The following is a 16,780-nucleotide window of genomic DNA, read 5'->3' as shown; positions in this document are numbered from 1 at the left end:
GCGCGGCGGGCCACGGCGGCTCCCCCGGACTGACTGTCCGTCACACCCGACCCACCCCGGCAGACACCCGGGGCTCCCTTTGCTCTGCACCCACGGGCGCAACACCGGGGCTGGGCTGCGGCGATGCAGGATCGTTGATGGCCGGGGTTCGGCGATCGCATCGCGGTGCGCAGCGTGCTGCGTATCCGGGTGCAGAGCAAAGGAGGCGGGCGGGGTGGCACGCGCCGCCCTCGGGCAGTGACGCTCGGCCACGCGACGGTGACCGCTGTGTCGGAAACGCGTCGGGTGGGCTCCCGGCAGCCGTGCCCCGCCAGGGAACCCACCCGACGAACGGCGGCTCAGTCCTCGCGCGGGAAGCGCTGGGTGCGGTCGGCCTCGGCGTCAGGGTTGCGCTCGCCGCCCGACGCGCCCGGCTCGCCGGGCTGACGCGGGATCGCCTGGGTCGGGTCGGCCGACGGCGGCTGCCCGAACGGCGGCGCGGACGCCGCCATGGGCTGCGGCGGGGGGAACGGCGAGGCCGGCTGCGCGCCCGCCGGGGGCGGCGTGAACGGAGGGCCGGACTGCGGCGGGGCCGGGTACGGCGGCGCGGAGGCCGGGGGCGCGGACGCCGGCGGGGCGGAGAACGGCGGGGCGGCGGCCGGGGGCGCGGACGCCGGGGCGAACGGCGAGGCCGGCTGCCCGTACTGGCCGGGCTGGCCGGCGGGGGCGTGGCCGGGCTGCTGGCCGGCGACCGGGTAGCCGGCCTGCTGCCCGGCGGGCGGCCAACCGCCCTGCTGCGCCGGGCCCCAGCCCTGCGGACCGGGCTGACCCGGCTGACCGGGCTGCTGCGGCCAGCCCGGCTGCGGCTGGCCGTACATGCCGGGGGCCGGCTTCGGCTTCGGGGTGAAGTAGAGGGCGCGCCAGACCCGGAAGACCACGAACGCGCCGGACGCGAAGATCGCCAGCCACGCGGCCCGGGTCAGCAGGCCGAGGAAGGCGTCGAGCACCTCCGCCTTGGCGAGCCGGTCCACCGTCCAGACCAGCAGGGTGAGCGCGGCGAGCAGGGCGGCGAGGGCGTACTCGCCCAGCGCCACCTGGACGATCAGCCTCGCCCGCTGCGCCACCGGGGCGACGTGCGTGGCGAGGAGCACGGCCAGCACCGGCAGCACGGCCGCCTCCAGGCCGGCGAACGAGAAGAAGCCGCTGCCCGCCCGGCTGTAGAAGGTGCTGTACTCGGTCGGGGCGAGCAGCCGGATCAGGCCGACGAACAGCAGCACGGCGTTCGCGCCGAGCAGCGCCAGCGCGATCAGCTCGCGTAACGGGTCGGTGAGGCGACGGGCCGGGGTGGCGGGGTGGGACGCGGGCGTCGCGTCACCGGACGCGGGCTCGGCGGGGCTGGTCACGAACTCCCCCTCGGGGCGGTAACGGACAGTTGCCGAAGTGAGCCTAGTCTCCCCGGGCACCGGCGACCCCGGCACGGGGCGTGCGGGAGGATGGGCGGCATGCGCATCGTCGTACTGGCCGGCGGCATCGGGGGGGCCCGATTCCTGCTCGGCGTCCGGGCGTACGCCCGCGAGGTGGGCGCCGAGGTGACCGCCGTGGTCAACGTCGGCGACGACCTCTACCTGCACGGGCTCAAGGTCTGCCCCGACCTGGACAGCGTCATGTACACCCTGGGCGGCGGGGCCGACGCCGAGCGGGGCTGGGGCCGGGCCGACGAGACCTGGACAGTGAAGTCGGAGCTGGCCGCGTACGGCGCGGAGCCGACCTGGTTCGGGCTCGGCGACCGGGACGTCGCCACCCACCTGGTGCGCACCACGATGCTCACCGGCGGGTACCCGCTGTCGGCGGTCACCGAGGCGCTGGCGGCGCGCTGGCAGCCCGGCGTACGCCTGCTGCCGGCGACCGACGACCGGCTGGAGACGCACGTGGTGGTGAGCGACCCCGACGGCGGCGGACAGCGGGCGATCCACTTCCAGGAGTGGTGGATCCGGTACCGCGCCGGCATCCCCACCCACCGGTTCGTCTTCGTCGGCGCGGAGGCGGCGAAGCCCGCGCCCGGCGTGCTCGACGCGGTCGCCGCCGCCGACGTGGTGCTGGTCGCGCCGAGCAACCCGGTGGTGAGCGTCGCCCCGGTGCTGGCCGTGCCGGGGCTGCGCGAGGCGCTCGCGGCCGGACCGGCCCCGGTGGTCGGGGTGTCCCCGATCGTCGGCGGGGCGGCGGTGCGCGGGATGGCCGACCGCTGCCTGGCCGTGCTCGGCGTCGAGTGCAGCGCCGCCGGGGTGGGCGGCCTCTACGGCGGCCGGTCCTCCGGCGGGCTGCTGGACGGCTGGCTGGTGGCCCCCGAGGACGCCGACACGGTGGTGCCGGGCGTGCCGGTGCGGGCGGTCCCGCTGCTGATGACCGACGAGGCGGCGACGGCGGCGATGGTGCGGGCGGCGGTGGAGCTGGCGTGAGGCTGGAGATCCTGCCGGTGCTGGGCATCGGCGACGTCACCGAGGGTGACGACCTGGCGGCGCTGATCGCCACCGCCGCGCCGTGGCTGCGCGACGGCGACGTGCTCGTGGTGACCAGCAAGATCGTCTCCAAGGCGGAGGGGCGGCTGGTGGACGTGCCGGCCGACGGGCCGGAGCGGCTGGCCGCCCGGGACGAGGCGCTGGCCGCCGAGACCGCCCGGGTGGTGGCCACCCGGGGGGCCACCCGGATCGTGCAGACCCACCACGGCTTCGTGATGGCGTCGGCCGGCATCGACGCCTCGAACGTCGACAAGACCCGGCTGGTGCTGCTCCCGCAGGACCCGGACGCCTCGGCGCGGGCCCTGCGGGCGGCGCTGCGCGAGCGCTACGACCTGGACGTCGCGGTGATCGTCACCGACACGATGGGCCGCCCCTGGCGCAACGGCCTCACCGACGTGGCGCTCGGGGTGGCCGGGATGCCGGCGATCCGCGACCACCGGGGCGAGGTCGACCCGTACGGCAACGAGCTCCAGCTCACCCAGATGGCGGTCGTGGACGAGCTGGCCGGCGCCGGCGAGCTGATCAAGGGCAAGTGCGACCAGGTCCCCGTGGCCGTGGTGCGCGGCTACCTCACCGCGACCGCGCCCGACGACGGCGTCGGCGCGCGGGCGCTGGTCCGGGACGCGGAGCTGGACCTGTTCTCGCTCGGCACGGCGGAGGCGCGCGCGGCCGGGCTGGCTGCCGCCGCGACCCTGTCCGACGGCCCCGGCGAGGCCCCCGCCGACCCGGCGGCGGTGGCGCGGGCCATCGCCGCGGTGGCCGGCGTGGTCGCCCCCGGCACGGCCTTCACCCCCGTCACCGACGCCGAGGTACGCGCGGCGCTGGTCGCCACCGTGCCCGGCTGGCCGCAGCGGGCCACCGTCCTGGTGCTCGGGCAGCCGCCGACGCCGGTCGACCCGGCCGGCCTGGTGCGCCTCGGCGCGGATCTGCAACGCCTGCGCACCGCCCTGGCCGCCGAGGGCGTCCCGTCGACCCTGCTGCCGCCCCCGCCGGGCAGCACGGCCGCCGCCTGCCTGGCGCTCTGAGCCGAACGGAACGGCCCGCCGGCCCCCGGGCCGGGGCTACCCCCCGCCTGCTGACGCCGTGAGTCGCCCGCTGAGGCTGCGGCCCGCCTGCCGGGGCTGCGGGGCCGCCCGCTGACGCTGCGGCCCGCCCGGCCGGGCTCACGCGTCGAGGATGGCGCGGCCCAGCGGGGTGAGGGTGTGCAGGACGGTGTTGCGGTCACGGTGGCTCACCAGCAGGCCGGCGTTGCGCAGCACGGTGGCGTGCTGGCTCGCCGCCGCCGGGGAGATGCGCAGCCGGCGGGCCACCTCGCCGGTGGTGCAGCCGGCGTCGGTGGCCTCCAGGACCGCCGCCCGGGTGCGGCCGAGCAGCGCGGCCAGCGCGTCCCGCCCGGCGCCGGCCCGGGTCGACGCGCCGCCGCCGACCTCCGCCGGGACGAGCCCGCCCAGCCGGTCCACCGGATAGACGAGCACCGGCGGCAGGTCCGGGTCGGCCAGCGCCACGGGGGTGCCGGCGCAGAAGAACGACGGCACCAGCAGCAGGCCCCGGCCGTCGAGGTGCAGCTCCCGGCTCTCCGGGTAGCCGTGGATCTCCAACACCCCCGACTCCCAGCGGGCGAGCGGGCGGAAGCTGTCGAGCAGCCCCGCGACGCCCCCGTCGAGCAGGGCGCGGGCGCGCCGCATCCGGTCCGATTCGATTGCGGCCTGGATGTGCGCCCAGTACGGGCTCAGCGCCAGCTCGCGGTACCGCTCCATGGAGTCCGTCAGGTGGCGCAGCACCTCGGGCTCGCCCCGGGCCAGCGCCGCCGCCGAGGAGGGCAGCGGGTGCTCCCCGGCCATCCGGGTCATGTCGCGGCGCAGCAGCCGCACGGGGGTGCTGCGGACGGCCTCCAGGCCCTCCGTCAGCCCCTGAAGGCCCTCGTGCGGGGTGAGGAAGTCGGGGAAGTAGCCCCGCCCCGGGTTCAGCGCGAACAGCAGCCGGAGCGGCTCCGCGCCGACCAGCCGGCGCAGCTCCCGGGAGACGCCCCGCCGCCAGCCGGAGGTCAGCGGGTCCGGGCTGCGGACCTGGAGCACGTGCACGCTGAGGATCAGCTCCCAGAGCGGGTCCGCGCCCGGGGCCACCCGGGTCCGGAGGACGTCGTCGGGCGAGAAATAGATCTTCAGCATTGGGTCGCTCCCGTGCGGCGGGCAGAGAGGGAGGCACTGCCGACCGTTCGCACTGTACCCGGGCGGCAGTTATCTCCACTTTTAAGCGTGGGCTGAAAAACCTCGACGTCCCCGGTCGGCCTTCGGCATGCTCTGGGTTGTCCCGCACGGGCCGTCCGTCATAGACGCCGGCCCGAGCCACCGGGGCCGGGGAGGATCCGGCGGACGGGCGGCACCACGAGGGTCTGCGGCCCTTGCTCCGCAGAGGTGTCCCCGTCCGCCAACCCGGCCGGGCCGAGGCCCGCCCGGCTCTGGGTGCCCGGCTCTGGGCGGCCGGTCAGTCGATCCAGAGCGCGACCCGGTGGTCCTCGTCCGTGACGTACCAGCAACGGCCGTCGGCCTCGGCCAGCCCCTCCACGTGGTGGAACGGTGCCAGGTCCGCCACCAGCTCGCCCGGCACGAGGTGCCCGGCCGCCTTCTCCAGCCGGAACCGGACGTGCCGCGAGGTGACGTCGCCGCCCTGCGGGTGATCGTCGAGCAGCACCGAACCCTTGCCCAGCGCGTCGATCGAGCCGACGATCGCCGCGTAGCCGCCGTCGGGCAGCGGCACGAGCGCACGGAAGCCGGTGAGCGCCCCCGGCGGGGTCACGCCGGTCAGGGCGTACGCGCCGAGGGCCCGGGGCCAGTCCCCGCCGTCGAACATCTCCGGCACCCCGGCCACCTCGACCAGGATCGGCTCCCCGTCGACGGTCACCGGGAAGCGCAGGCCGAGCAGCACCGTCCCGTGCGGGGTGAACGCCGCCGCCTCGACGTTGAGCGGCAGGTCGCCCTCGGCGAGCCGGCTCACCCAGCCCTTCGCGCGGGCGGTGCCCCGGGCCACCGTCTCGCCGATGAACCGTTCCCGCACCCGCCGGCCCGGCGGCAGGGTGGCCAGCTCGGCGGCGGCCAGCGCGTCGTTGACCGCCCGGTGCAGCCGGAACCGGTTGCGCACCACCCGCACGGGCAGCCGGCCGCCGACGGCGTCGTCCTCGCGGAACCGGGCCACGAACGCGCGGCGGGGGCGCAGCGGGCCCGCCTTCGAGCCGAAGTGGGAGCCGAAGACGTAGACCCAGCCGTCGTGGTGGGCCAGCGCCTCGCCGTCCTCGGTGCGGCCGTTCTCGACGCCGGCGTCGGCGTCGACGTGGTGGGCGGACCACTCGCCGTCGTCGTGTTCGAGCAGCAGGGCCAGGCACTGCTCGACCGGGCCCTCGTCGAGGACGGTCCAGAATCCACGCCGGGCGCGGTGGGCGGCGAGCACGGCCGGCGAGCGCACCGGCAGCAGATCACTGGCCTCGTTGCCGGCGACGACGAACTCGACAAGTCGCAAGGTCACCCGCATAGGGTGGCACCCGTGCCAGACGCAAGGAAGGGCCCCCTGTTAACGCATTCTGTCGAGCAGGGGCCCCCGCTTAACAGCCATGTCCCCAGGTACGCGGCGCTGCACGGCGACGCGACCGCCGTACTCGAAGGGTGGACGCCGACCGGCGCGGCGGCCGGCGCGGCCCGGGACCGCACCCTCGAGCTGCTGGCCGCCGGGCCGGTGGCCCTGGCCCGCGAGCACCGGGCCGGACACGTGACGGCCAGCGCGCTGGTGCTCGACCCGACCGGCGGGCGGGTGCTGCTCTGCCTGCACGGCAAGTTCCGCAAGTGGGTGCAGCTCGGCGGGCACTGCGAGCCCGCCGACCGGACCCTGGCCGGCGCGGCGCTGCGCGAGGCCGGCGAGGAGTCGGGCATCGCCGGCCTGGTCGTCGACCCGGTCCCGATCGACGTGGACGTCCATGAGGTCGCCTGCCAGGGCGGGTCGCTGCACTACGACGTGCGGTTCGCGGTCTTCGCGCCGGCGGGCGCGACGGAACGGGTCAGCGACGAGTCCGAGGCGCTCGGCTGGTTCCCGCCGGACCGGCTGCCGGAGCCGCTGGCCGGCGGCACCGCCCAGCTCGTCGCCCCGGCCCTGGCCGCCCTGCGCCGCCGCACCGGCTGACCCGGCCCGCCCGGCTGACCCGGCCCGCCCCGGCCGCCAAGCTGCGGGCGACCGGGCGACCGGGCGACCGGGCGACCCGGCGGCGGGCGGCGGGCGGCGGGCGGCGGGACAGTGGGCCTGCGACCGGGCGGCGGGGCGGCGGGCGACCGGACAGCGGGCCGCCGCCCGCCCGGGGTCAGACCAGGTTCTCCTCGCCCCGGTCCTTCAGCTCGTCGACCAGGGCCTTCACGTCCTGGGCGCGGTCGCGGGGGCAGACCAGCACGGCGTCGGGGGTGTCGACGACGATCAGGTCGTGCACGCCGAGGGCGGCCACCAGCCGGCCGGAGTGCGGCACCACGACCAGCCCGCTGGCGTCGCGCAGCAGCACGCCCGGCTTGGCGTCGGTGCCGAGGACCACGTTGCCGGCCGCGTCGGCGGGCAGGACGTCGCCGAGGGTGTGGAAGTCACCGACGTCGTTCCAGCCGAAGTCGCCGGGGACGGTGGCGACCCGCCCGGCGGTCGCCGCGCCCTCCATCACCGCGTAGTCGACGGAGATCTTCGGCAGGGTCGGCCAGACCGTGCCGAGGACGTCGTCCTGCTCGGGGGTGCCCCAGGCGGCGGCGATCGCGGTGATCCCGGCGTGCAGCGCCGGCTGCTGGCGGGCCAGCTCCGCGAGGAACATGTCGACCCGCCAGACGAACATGCTGGCGTTCCAGAGGTGGTGCCCGGAGCGGAGGTACGCCTCGGCGACCTCGGCGGCCGGCTTCTCCTTGAACTCCAGCACCGGCCGCAGTGGACCGTCGGCGGCCGGGTCGCCGGTGTGCAGGTAGCCGTAGCCGGTCTCGGCGCGCGTCGGGGTGATGCCCACCGTCATCAGCAGCCCCTGCTCCGCGCCGGTCACCGCCTCGGCGACCGTGGCCCGCCAGACGTCGGCGTCGCGGATCAGGTGGTCGGCGGCGAAGGAGCCCATCACCGCGCCCGGCTCGCGCTGCGCGATCACCGCCGCGGCGAGGGCGATGGCCGCGCAGGAGTCCCGGGGTGAGGGCTCGACGAGGATGTTCTCCTCGGGCAGGCCGGCCAGTTGCCGCGCCACCGCCGCGACGTGCGCGGCTCCGGTGACCACCAGGGTGCGCTCCGGCGTGGTCAGCGGAGCCAGCCGGTCCACCGTCGCCTGGAGCAGGGACGCGGGGGTGCCGGTGAGCGGGTGGAGGAACTTGGGATGGCCCGCACGGGACAACGGCCACAACCTTGTGCCGCTGCCGCCCGCCGGGATGACGGCGTAGAGCATCAGCACATCATGCCCGAACCCGCACGGTACGGGCGCATCGTCACGCCGCGCGGCGTCAGGCGCGGGCCCGGGTCCACGCCGCGATGTGCACCTCGGCGCTGGACTCCCAGGTGAACTCCTTCGCCCGGTCGAAGCCCGCCTTGGCCAGCGACAGCCGGCGCTGCTCGTCGTCGAGCAGGGCCGCCAGGTCGGTGGCGATCTGCTCCGGGGCCTCGCTCGTGTACGCCACCGCGTCGCCGCCGACCTCCGGCAGCGACAGCCGCGGCGTGGTCAGCACCGGTGCGGCGCAGGCCATGGCCTCCAGGATCGGCAGGCCGAACCCCTCGCCGTACGACGGGTAGGCGGCGACCAGCGCGCCGCCGAGGAAGCCGGGCAGGTCGGCGTAGCGCAGGTAGCCCGGGCGCAGCAGGCGCAGGTGCGACGGCACCTCGGCGACGGCCCGGTCGATGTCGTCGTCGTGCCCCTGACCGCCGGCGACCACCAGGGCGGGCGGGTCCTGCCGGTCGGCGACCGCGCGCGCCCAGCCCCGGATCAGGTTCGGGACGTTCTTGCGGGGCTCCTTCGCGCCGAGGAAGGCGACGTAGCTGCTGTCGCCGAGCCCCAGCCGGGCCCGGACCCGGGCCTTCTCCTCCTCGCCGGGCGCGTGGAAGGCGGCGTGGTCGACCCCGTGGTAGGCGACGTCGATGCGGGTCGGGTCGGCGTCGAGCAGCCGGATCAGCTCGTCCCGGGTGGCCTTGCTGGGCACGATCACCCGGGCGGCCCGGCGCAGCGACGTCTTGATCGCGCTGCGGAAGAACGTGCGGCGGGACTTGTCGTAGTGCTCCGGCTCGGTGAAGAAGGTCGCGTCGTGCACGGTCACCGTGACCGGACAACCCGCCCGCAACGGGCAGGTGTAGAAGGGCGAGTGCAGCACCTGCGCGCCGACCTGCTGGGCCAGCAGCGGCAGGCCGGTCTGCTCCCAGGCGAGCCGGGCCGGGCGGTGGGCCACGGCGGCCGGGGCGGCGACGATCTCCGCGCCGGGCAGCATCCGGGAGTAGCGCTCCAGGTCGGTGCGCAGGCCGACCACGGCCAGGTCGATCCCTTGGCCGCACACCTTCCCGAGGGCGCCGAGCAGGCCGTCGACGTATCGACCGACGCCGCCCCGGTCGGCGGGGACACTCGTGGCGTCGATGAGTACGCGGGGCGGACGACCGGCGGTCACGGGGCGACTCCTTGCGGTGGCGAAATCTGTGGGGAACAACACTCCGGGCAAGCCTACGCCGGTGCCCGGCCCGGTCGCTGACTGCGACCCGACCGTTCGTCGACTTGTCACCGTCGAGGGATACGGGTCCCGGCGGCGTATCGTTCGCGCCGATGGCCGACAACATTGCCCGGGTGTTCGCCGCGGCGATCGCACCCGATCCCGCGCAGCCCCTGCTGACCTGGTACGACGACGCCACCGGCGAGCGCACCGAGCTGTCCGGCGCGACGCTGGCGAACTGGGTGGCGAAGACCGCCAACCTGCTGACCGACGAGGTGGCCGCCGGCCCGGGCGAGTCGGCCGGGGCGCTGCTCCCACCGCACTGGCAGACGGCAGCCGTGCTGCTGGGCTGCTGGTCGGCCGGACTGGTGGTGGCCGACGCGCCGGGGGCGGTGGAGGTGCTCTTCGCCGCCGCCGACCGGGTCGGCGAGGCCGACGCCTGGCCGGCCGCCGAGCGGTACGCGCTGGCGCTCGCCCCGTTCGCCCTGCCGCTGCGCGAGGTGCCCGCCGGCTTCGCCGACTACGTGGTCGCCGTGCGCGCGCACGGCGACCACTTCACCCCGTACGCCGCCGGTGGGCCGGCCGACGCGGAGCTGCTGGGCCGCGCGGCGGCCCGGGCCGCGGAGCTGGGGCTCGCCCGGGGCGACCGGGTCCTGCTGGACGTGGCCGCCCACCCGGACCCGGTCGACTGGCTGCTCGCCCCGCTGGTGGCCGGCGCGTCGACGGTGCTGTGCGCCAACGCGGACCCGGCCCGGCTGCCGGCCCGCGCCGACGCGGAACGGGTCACCCGCACCCTGGCCTGACGGGCGTCCGGGCGGGGCGGGCCGGGGCAGCGGTCAGGAGCGGGCCGGCGCCTCGGGGGCGGGGCGGCGCTGGGCGAACGCGGCGAAGGCCGTCAGCGACTCCGGGTTGGCCAGGGCGCCCTTGGCCGCCGCGTCGTCCACCGGCGTGCCGGTGAGGATCTTCTTCACCGGCACCTCCAGCTTCTTGGCGCTCAGCGTGCGCGGCACGGCCCGGACCTGGTGGATCTCGTCGGGCACGTGCCGGGGCGACAGGGCGGTACGCAGCTCGCGGCAGATCTTCCTCCGCAGCGCGTCGTCGAGTTCGAGGCCGGCGGCGAGCACCACGAACAGCAGCAGCTCCCCCGCGCCGCCCTCGTCGTCCTCCAGGTGCACCACCACCGAGTCGACGACCTCGTCGAGGCCCTCGACGACGGAGTAGAACTCGGCGGTGCCGAGCCGCACGCCGCCCCGGTTGAGGGTCGCGTCGGACCGGCCGGTGATCACGCAGCCGCCCCGCTCGTTGATGGTGATCCAGTCGCCGTGCCGCCACACGCCCGGGTAGAGCTCGAAGTACGCCTCCCGGTAGCGGGACCCGTCGGTGTCGTTCCAGAACCCCACCGGCATGCTCGGCATCGGTGCGGTGATCACCAGCTCGCCCAGCTCGCCGAGGACGGGCGTGCCGTCGGCCGAGCGCGCCTCCACCCGCGCGCCGAGCGCCCGGCAGGTGATCTCCCCGGCGTGCACGGGCAGCAGCGGCACCCCGCCGACGAAGCCGGTGCACACGTCCGTGCCGCCGGAGAGCGACTGGAGCTGGAGGTCGGTGCCGACCGCCTCGTAGACCCAGGTGAAGCCCTCGGCGGGCAGCGGCGCGCCGGTCGAGCCGACGCCGCGCAGCGCGGACAGGTCGGCGACCTCCCGCGGCACGAGGCCGGCCTTGCGGCAGGCCAGCAGGAACGGCGCGGAGGTGCCGAAGTAGGTGGTGCCGGTCTCGGCGGCCAGCCGCCACAGCCCGCCCAGGTCGGGATGGCCCGGGTTGCCGTCGAACAGCACGATCGCCGCGCCGACCGCCGGCGCGGAGACCAGGAAGTTCCACATCATCCAGCCGGTGGTGGTGAACCAGAAGAACCGGTCGCCGGGGCCCAGGTCGTGGTGCAGGGCGAGCATCTTCAGGTGTTCCAGCAGGATGCCGCCGTGGCCGTGCACGATCGGCTTGGGCAGCCCGGTGGTGCCGGAGGAGTAGAGCACGTACAGGGGGTGGTCGAACGGCACGCCGGCGAAGGTCAGCGGCTCGTCGGTCGGCGCGGCCAGCTCCGCCCAGGAGACCGCGCCGTCGGGGGCCGGGCCGGCCGGGTCGAGGTACGCGACGGCGACGGTGTGCCGCAGCGACGGCAGGGCGGCCCGGATGGCGGCCACCTCGCCGCGCCGGTCGACGGGCTTGTCGCCGTACCGGTAGCCGTCGACGGCGACGAGGACCGTCGGCTCGATCTGCCGCCACCGGTCGGTGACGCTGCGGGTGCCGAACTCGGGCGCGCAGGACGAGAAGATCGCGCCGAGGCTGGCGGTGGCCAGCAGCAGCACGTACGTCTCGGGGATGTTCGGCGCGTACGCGGCGACCCGGTCGCCGGGGCCGACGCCGAGGCGGCGCAGCCCGGCCGCCACCCGGCGGACCTGCTCGCGCAGCTCGGCGGCGGTCAGGGTCTGCGGCGCGCGGGTCTGCCCGTGCGCGATCACCACCGGGTCGTCGTCGCCGAGACCCGGCATGCGCAGCACGTTCTCGGCGTAGTTGAGCGTGGCCCCGGGGAACCAGCGGGCGCCCGGCATCGCCGGGTCGGCCAGGGTGGCCGTCGGCCCGGTGTGCGCGACGACGCCGAAGTGGTCCCAGACGGAGCGCCAGAAGCCGTCGAGGTCGGTGACCGACCACTCCCACAGCGCGGCGTAGTCGGCGAACTCCAGCCCCCGGTGCTCCGCCAGCCAACGCAGGTAGGCACCGATCCGGGACCGCTCGCGCACGTCCGCCGGCGGTGTCCACAGCACGTCACCCACAGCTCCACCCTCCTCCAGGCCCGGACCGCGCCGTCACGTGGGCCGTGATGCCATCTTGCCCTATGTCGCAGGGACATTGTCCGCCCCGGTCCCCACCCACCGGGGCGTGCCCGCCCCACACCCCCGCCGCCCGCGCTGTGTGGGGTGCAAGGAAGGGCCCCTTGTTAACGCATACGGTAGAGAAGGGCACCCTTCTCACACCGGCCGGCGGGCGGCGGGCGGGGCGGCGGCGGGCGGGGCGGCGGCCAGGCGGGATGGCGGCGGCGGGGCGGCGCGGGGCGGGTCAGGCCTCGCGGTGGGCCTGGATCGCGCGGCGGCGGGCCAGCCGGTGGGCGCGGCGGATCTCCGCCTCCCGGTAGCGGCGCTCGTCCTCCGGGGTCTCCGGCAGCACCGGCCGGACCGGGCGGGGCAGGCCGCCCACGTCCACCCCCACGAAGACCAGGTACGCCGTGGCGACCGGCACCGGCTCGTCCTCGGCCGAGTCCCAGCGCTCGGCGACCACCCGCACGCCCACCTCCATCGAGGTCTGCCCGGTCCAGTTGACCTGGGCGTGCGCGTGCACCAGATCGCCCACCCGGACCGCCTCGGAGAACACGATCTCGTCGATCGCGGCCGTCACCGCCGTGCCGCCGCTGTGCCGGGCCGCCGCCGCGCCCGCCACGTCGTCGACGAACTTCATCAACACCCCTCCGTGCACGGTCCCGTACAGATTGACATCGACCGCGGTCATGATTCGACTGAGCGTGACGCGGGAGTACGACGTGGGTTTTCCCTGCGGGAGCACAGAGGGCTGCGGCGCGGCGGAGGGGTGATCTGTCATGCCGGAAACGGTACGGTGCGCCAATGCGACATCTCTGGAGCTTCCTCGCCGGGCTGGTGGTGGCGCCCGTCACCTGGGCGCTGCTCGCGCTCGGGCAGGACGGGTCGACCCGCACGATCACCCGGTGGGTGGAGATCGGCACGTTCAACACGGCCAACCTGATCGAGCCGGGCGTCTACCTGGCCGTCGCCGGCGTCCTGCTCGGCCTGCTCGGCACCCTGCGCTTCTCGCCGCTCGGCCCGCTGGTCGCCGGGCTGCTGCTGATCGCCCCGTACGTCGGGATGTTCGTCGCGCCGTTCGAGGTGCGCGACCGCGTCCCGGAGGGCTGGAAGGCGCTGGGCGACCCGCTGCCGCTGTTCCTGCCCGTGCAGAACGGCACGCTCTTCCTGGTCGGCGCGCTGCTGCTGATGGCCACGTTCAGCAGGCAGCGGTGGCGGCGCTGGCCCCGGCCGGCGGTCGCGCCCGCGCCGGCGCAGCGGCCGGAGGACACCGGCCCCGGCACCTTCACGCTCACCGACTGGCCGTCGGGCGGCAGCGCGGCGGAGCGGGACACCGCCCCGCTCACCCTGGGCTACCCGGACCAGCCGCCGCCGGAGCCGCTGCCCCGCCGCACGGCCGGCGAGTCTCCCTGGTCGGCCCCGCCGCGCCGCGCCGAGGACACCACGACCGAGCTGCGCTGACGAGACCACCGTCGGGCCCGGGGCGCGCGGGTCTCTCCGCCGCCGCGCCCCGGCCCGGCACGTCGAGTGGGCCAGACGCCGACACTCCTGGCCCGGCACGTCGAGCCAACCGGACGCCGGCAACCCGGGCCCCGCCGGCCCCGCCGTCGGCCGGGGCCACGCCGGGGGCCGGACCGGCGGGTCAGCCGCGCAGGAGCTGGCGGGCCATCACGATGCGCTGGACCTGGTTGGTGCCCTCGTAGATCTGGGTGATCTTGGCGTCCCGCATCATCCGCTCGACCGGGTAGTCGCGGGTGTAGCCGTACCCGCCGAGCAGCTGCACGGCGTCGGTGGTGATCTCCATGGCGGCGTCGGAGGCGAAGCACTTGGCCGCCGCGCCGAAGTAGGTCAGGTCGGCGTCGCCCCGCTCGGACTTCCCGGCGGCGGCGTACGTCAACTGGCGGGCCGCCTCCAGCTTCATGCCCATGTCGGCGAGCATGAACTGGACGCCCTGGAACTCGGCGACCGCCTTGCCGAACTGCTTGCGCTCCTGGACGTACCCCTTGGCGTAGTCGAGCGCGCCCTGGGCGATGCCGACGGCCTGCGCGGCGATGGTGACCCGGGTGTGGTCGAGGGTCTTCATGGCGGTGGCGAAGCCGGTGCCCTCCGCGCCGATCATGCGGTCGGCGGGGATGCGGACGTTGTCGAGGTAGACCTCACGGGTCGGCGAACCCTTGATGCCGAGCTTCTTCTCCGGGGCGCCGAAACTGACACCCTGGTCGGACTTTTCGACCACGAACGCCGAAATGCCCTTGGAACGGGCTGTGGGATCCGTCACGGCGAAGACGGTGTAGAAATCCGACACTCCGGCGTTGGTGATCCACCGCTTCACCCCGTTGAGCACCCAGTGGTCGCCGTCGCGGACCGCCCGGGTGGTCATCGACGCGGCGTCGCTGCCGGCCTCCGGCTCGGAGAGGCAGTAGGAGAACATCGCCTCACCGGCGGCCACCGGGGTCAGGTAGGCGCGCTTGAGCTCGTCGGAGCCGGCCAGGATCAGCGGCATGGTGCCCAGCTTGTTGACCGCCGGGATCAGCGAGGACGAGGCGCAGGCCCGCGCGACCTCCTCGATCACGATGGCCGTGGCCAGGGCGTCCGCGCCGGCGCCTCCGTATTCGACGGGGATGTGCGGTGCGTGGAAGTCGGCGGAACGCAACGCGTCGTAGGACGCCTTGGGGAACTCGCCCGTCTCGTCGGCCTCGGCGGCGTGCGGGGCCACCTTCGCCGCACAGACCTCACGCACCGCCTCGCGGACCGCCTCGTGTTCCTCGGGCAACCGGTAGACGTCGAACGACTGCTCTGCGGCCATGTCGGCCCCTCCCCTTCACGGCTATCATGCCCAGTCTGTAGCGTCTCGGAACCGCCGACCGCGCAGACTGAAGGATAGCGACCAGCGCTCAGTTGATCCTTACCGGCGCGTAGGCTCGGGCCTGACCGAAGCGTCGACGCGACGCGGCGCGCGGAGGTCGACGCGGCACGGCGAGCAGAAAACGACACAATTCCCCTTCGGTGCCGGCCAGGCGCCGCAGCCGAATGCGACGCGAGCAAGCGCCGCCAGCGCGAGCGGAGAAGACAGGCGTGACGATCCCGTACCCGAACACCCAACCGATGCCGGCCATCGCCGCGGTCACGCCGCCGTCGGGCGCGGCCCGCCCCCGGGTCACCTTCCTCGGCACCGGGTACCTCGGTGCGACGTACGCCATCTGTTACGCCGAGCTGGGCTACGAGGTGCTCGGCTTCGACGTCGACGCCGACAAGATCGCCAAGCTGAACGCGGGCGAGGTGCCGATCCACGAGCCCGGCCTCGACGAGCTGCTGCGGCGCAACCTGGCCGCCGGCCGGCTGCGGTTCAGCACCGACATCGCCGAGACCGCCGACTTCGGCGACGTGCACTTCATCTGCGTGGGCACCCCGCAGCGGGCCGACGGGATGGGTGCCGACCTGTCGTACGTCGAGGCGTCCGTGACCGGCCTCGCCCAGCACCTGACCCGCAAGGCGCTGATCGTCGGCAAGTCCACCGTCCCCGTCGGCACCGCCGAGTGGGTGGAGCAGCTCGTCGGCAAGCACACCCCGCCCGACCTCGGCGTCGAGGTGGCGTGGAGCCCCGAGTTCCTCCAGGAGGGCTTCGCCGTCGACGACGTGCTGCGTCCCAACCGGATCGTGGTCGGCGTCAAGAGCGACTGGGCCAACGGCATGCTCTACGCCGCCCACAAGGGTGTCTTCGACCTGGCCGCCACCGAGGACCGCGAGGTCCCGCTGGTGGTCACCGACTTCGCCACCGCCGAGCTGGTCAAGGTCGCCGCGAACGCCTTCCTGGCCACCAAGATCTCGTTCATCAACGCGATGGCCGAGGTGTGCGAGGTGGCCGGCGGCGACGTCACCCAGCTCGCCAAGGCCATCGGGTACGACCCCCGCATCGGCAACCGGTTCCTCCAGGCCGGGCTCGGTTTCGGCGGGGCGTGCCTGCCCAAGGACATCCGCGCCTTCCAGGCCCGGGCGCAGGAGCTGGGGGCCGGCGAGGCGCTGCGCTTCCTGCACGAGGTCGACCTGATCAACCTGCGCCGCCGGACCCGGGTGATCGCGCTGGCCGCCGAGCTGCTCGGCCGCCGCGCCGGGCCCGCCGGTCCGGACCTGTCCGGCACCCGGATCGCCGTGCTGGGCGCCACGTTCAAGCCCAACACCGACGACGTACGCGACGCCCCGGCGCTCGCCGTCGCCGGGCTGCTCGGCAAGGCCGGGGCGGACGTGCACGTGTTCGACCCGCAGGGCGCCGAGAACGCCCGCCGGGTGGCCCCCGAGCTGACGTACGAGTCCACGATGGCCGACGCGGTGACCGGGGCGGACCTGGTCTGCGTGCTCACCGAGTGGGCCGACTTCCGCAACGCCGACCCGGTGGCCCTCGGCGAGCTGGTCGCCGGCCGCCGCGTGGTCGACGGCCGCAACTGCCTCGACGCGACACTGTGGAGCCAGGCCGGCTGGGAATACCGGGGCATGGGCCGCCCCTGACCCCCTGACGACGACGGCGGCGACGGCCGGTCCCGGACGAGATCCGGGGCCGGCCGTCGCGTGTCCGGTCCCCCGGCCGACCGCCCGGGTCGCCCCGGCGGCGTCCCCGGCCGACCCCGACGGGCTCCCCCGTCGCCCATTCGTCACCGCCGAACCGCCGACAGGTGTCGAAATCCGCGCCGCCTCAGGGCATGCTGCGACAGTGGTAGTCCACAGTGCGGGCCGGCCGGGTGGAGGGGTGTCG

Annotated in this window: 14 protein-coding genes; 6 read left to right on the top strand and 8 right to left on the bottom strand. The window is 75.4% G+C overall.

The window, feature by feature from the left end; all coding sequences use genetic code 11:
• Positions 1-338 precede the first annotated feature (338 nt).
• A complete protein-coding gene (locus tag O7628_RS18310; protein WP_278132189.1) occupies positions 339-1,382 on the bottom strand; it encodes a hypothetical protein in 1,044 nt (347 codons plus the stop codon).
• 99 nt (positions 1,383-1,481) lie between these two features.
• On the opposite strand from O7628_RS18310, the gene cofD reads away from it, so the two are divergent.
• Together cofD and O7628_RS18300 are read left to right on the top strand one after the other, a co-directional pair.
• A complete protein-coding gene (gene cofD, locus O7628_RS18305; RefSeq protein WP_074476613.1) occupies positions 1,482-2,435 on the top strand; it encodes a 2-phospho-L-lactate transferase in 954 nt (317 codons plus the stop codon).
• Positions 2,432-3,520, top strand: coding sequence for a coenzyme F420-0:L-glutamate ligase (locus tag O7628_RS18300; RefSeq protein WP_178063456.1), 1,089 nt, complete (start codon positions 2,432-2,434; stop codon positions 3,518-3,520). Before cofD ends, O7628_RS18300 begins: the two co-directional genes overlap by 4 nt.
• A 138-nt stretch (positions 3,521-3,658) precedes the next feature.
• On the opposite strand, the gene O7628_RS18295 is transcribed toward O7628_RS18300, so the two are convergent.
• Together O7628_RS18295 and O7628_RS18290 are read right to left on the bottom strand one after the other, a co-directional pair.
• Positions 3,659-4,663 (bottom strand): winged helix-turn-helix domain-containing protein, encoded by a 1,005-nt coding sequence (locus O7628_RS18295; protein ID WP_074476615.1) that lies wholly within the window; start codon positions 4,661-4,663, stop codon positions 3,659-3,661.
• A gap of 316 nt (positions 4,664-4,979) precedes the next feature.
• A complete protein-coding gene (locus O7628_RS18290; protein ID WP_278132186.1) occupies positions 4,980-6,014 on the bottom strand; it encodes a hypothetical protein in 1,035 nt (344 codons plus the stop codon).
• Between the two features lie 42 nt (positions 6,015-6,056).
• On the opposite strand from O7628_RS18290, the gene O7628_RS18285 reads away from it, so the two are divergent.
• Positions 6,057-6,662 (top strand): NUDIX hydrolase, encoded by a 606-nt coding sequence (locus O7628_RS18285; protein ID WP_278136343.1) that lies wholly within the window; start codon positions 6,057-6,059, stop codon positions 6,660-6,662.
• Positions 6,663-6,837: 175 nt separating this feature from the next.
• Here O7628_RS18285 and O7628_RS18280 read toward each other — a convergent pair whose 3' ends face one another.
• Positions 6,838-7,929 (bottom strand): sugar phosphate nucleotidyltransferase, encoded by a 1,092-nt coding sequence (locus tag O7628_RS18280; RefSeq protein WP_278132185.1) that lies wholly within the window; start codon positions 7,927-7,929, stop codon positions 6,838-6,840.
• A gap of 55 nt (positions 7,930-7,984) precedes the next feature.
• Positions 7,985-9,130 carry a glycosyltransferase family 1 protein gene (locus tag O7628_RS18275; protein WP_077936234.1) on the bottom strand — a complete coding sequence of 382 codons (1,146 nt, stop codon included), beginning with the start codon at positions 9,128-9,130 and terminating at the stop codon, positions 7,985-7,987.
• Between the two features lie 152 nt (positions 9,131-9,282).
• Here O7628_RS18275 and O7628_RS18270 point away from each other — a divergent pair, with 152 nt between their 5' ends.
• On the top strand, positions 9,283-9,972 hold the full coding sequence (locus O7628_RS18270; RefSeq protein ID WP_278132182.1) for a TIGR03089 family protein: 690 nt from the start codon (positions 9,283-9,285) through the stop codon (positions 9,970-9,972).
• 33 nt (positions 9,973-10,005) lie between these two features.
• Here O7628_RS18270 and O7628_RS18265 read toward each other — a convergent pair whose 3' ends face one another.
• Both O7628_RS18265 and O7628_RS18260 read right to left on the bottom strand, forming a co-directional pair.
• The gene (locus O7628_RS18265) at positions 10,006-11,994 is read right to left on the bottom strand and encodes an acetoacetate--CoA ligase (RefSeq protein ID WP_278132180.1); all 1,989 of its coding nucleotides are present in this window, start codon (positions 11,992-11,994) and stop codon (positions 10,006-10,008) included.
• A 283-nt stretch (positions 11,995-12,277) separates the two neighbouring features.
• Positions 12,278-12,814 carry a hotdog domain-containing protein gene (locus O7628_RS18260; protein WP_278132177.1) on the bottom strand — a complete coding sequence of 179 codons (537 nt, stop codon included), beginning with the start codon at positions 12,812-12,814 and terminating at the stop codon, positions 12,278-12,280.
• Positions 12,815-12,837: 23 nt separating this feature from the next.
• Between O7628_RS18260 and O7628_RS18255 the strand changes: the two genes are divergently transcribed.
• The gene (locus tag O7628_RS18255; RefSeq protein WP_178063450.1) at positions 12,838-13,494 is read left to right on the top strand and encodes a hypothetical protein; all 657 of its coding nucleotides are present in this window, start codon (positions 12,838-12,840) and stop codon (positions 13,492-13,494) included.
• 181 nt (positions 13,495-13,675) lie between these two features.
• On the opposite strand, the gene O7628_RS18250 is transcribed toward O7628_RS18255, so the two are convergent.
• Positions 13,676-14,839 carry an acyl-CoA dehydrogenase family protein gene (locus O7628_RS18250; protein WP_074476621.1) on the bottom strand — a complete coding sequence of 388 codons (1,164 nt, stop codon included), beginning with the start codon at positions 14,837-14,839 and terminating at the stop codon, positions 13,676-13,678.
• Between the two features lie 269 nt (positions 14,840-15,108).
• On the opposite strand from O7628_RS18250, the gene O7628_RS18245 reads away from it, so the two are divergent.
• Positions 15,109-16,536, top strand: coding sequence for a UDP-glucose/GDP-mannose dehydrogenase family protein (locus O7628_RS18245; protein ID WP_178063448.1), 1,428 nt, complete (start codon positions 15,109-15,111; stop codon positions 16,534-16,536).
• Positions 16,537-16,780: the final 244 nt, after the last annotated feature.

The sequence above is a fragment of the Micromonospora sp. WMMD956 genome, assembly GCF_029626125.1.
GTDB lineage: Bacteria > Actinomycetota > Actinomycetes > Mycobacteriales > Micromonosporaceae > Micromonospora > Micromonospora carbonacea.
This window is presented reverse-complemented; position numbering and strand designations above follow the sequence as displayed.

What these genes read in the sequence shown, in the direction of transcription:
- cofD (WP_074476613.1), top strand. Translation starts at nt 1,482, where the DNA reads ATGCGCATCGTCGTACTGGCCGGCGGCATCGGGGGGGCCCGATTCCTG.
- O7628_RS18295 (WP_074476615.1), bottom strand. Translation starts at nt 4,663, where the DNA reads ATGCTGAAGATCTATTTCTCGCCCGACGACGTCCTCCGGACCCGGGTG.
- O7628_RS18280 (WP_278132185.1), bottom strand. Translation starts at nt 7,929, where the DNA reads ATGCTCTACGCCGTCATCCCGGCGGGCGGCAGCGGCACAAGGTTGTGG.
- O7628_RS18270 (WP_278132182.1), top strand. Translation starts at nt 9,283, where the DNA reads ATGGCCGACAACATTGCCCGGGTGTTCGCCGCGGCGATCGCACCCGAT.
- O7628_RS18260 (WP_278132177.1), bottom strand. Translation starts at nt 12,814, where the DNA reads ATGACAGATCACCCCTCCGCCGCGCCGCAGCCCTCTGTGCTCCCGCAG.
- O7628_RS18255 (WP_178063450.1), top strand. Translation starts at nt 12,838, where the DNA reads ATGCGACATCTCTGGAGCTTCCTCGCCGGGCTGGTGGTGGCGCCCGTC.
- O7628_RS18250 (WP_074476621.1), bottom strand. Translation starts at nt 14,839, where the DNA reads ATGGCCGCAGAGCAGTCGTTCGACGTCTACCGGTTGCCCGAGGAACAC.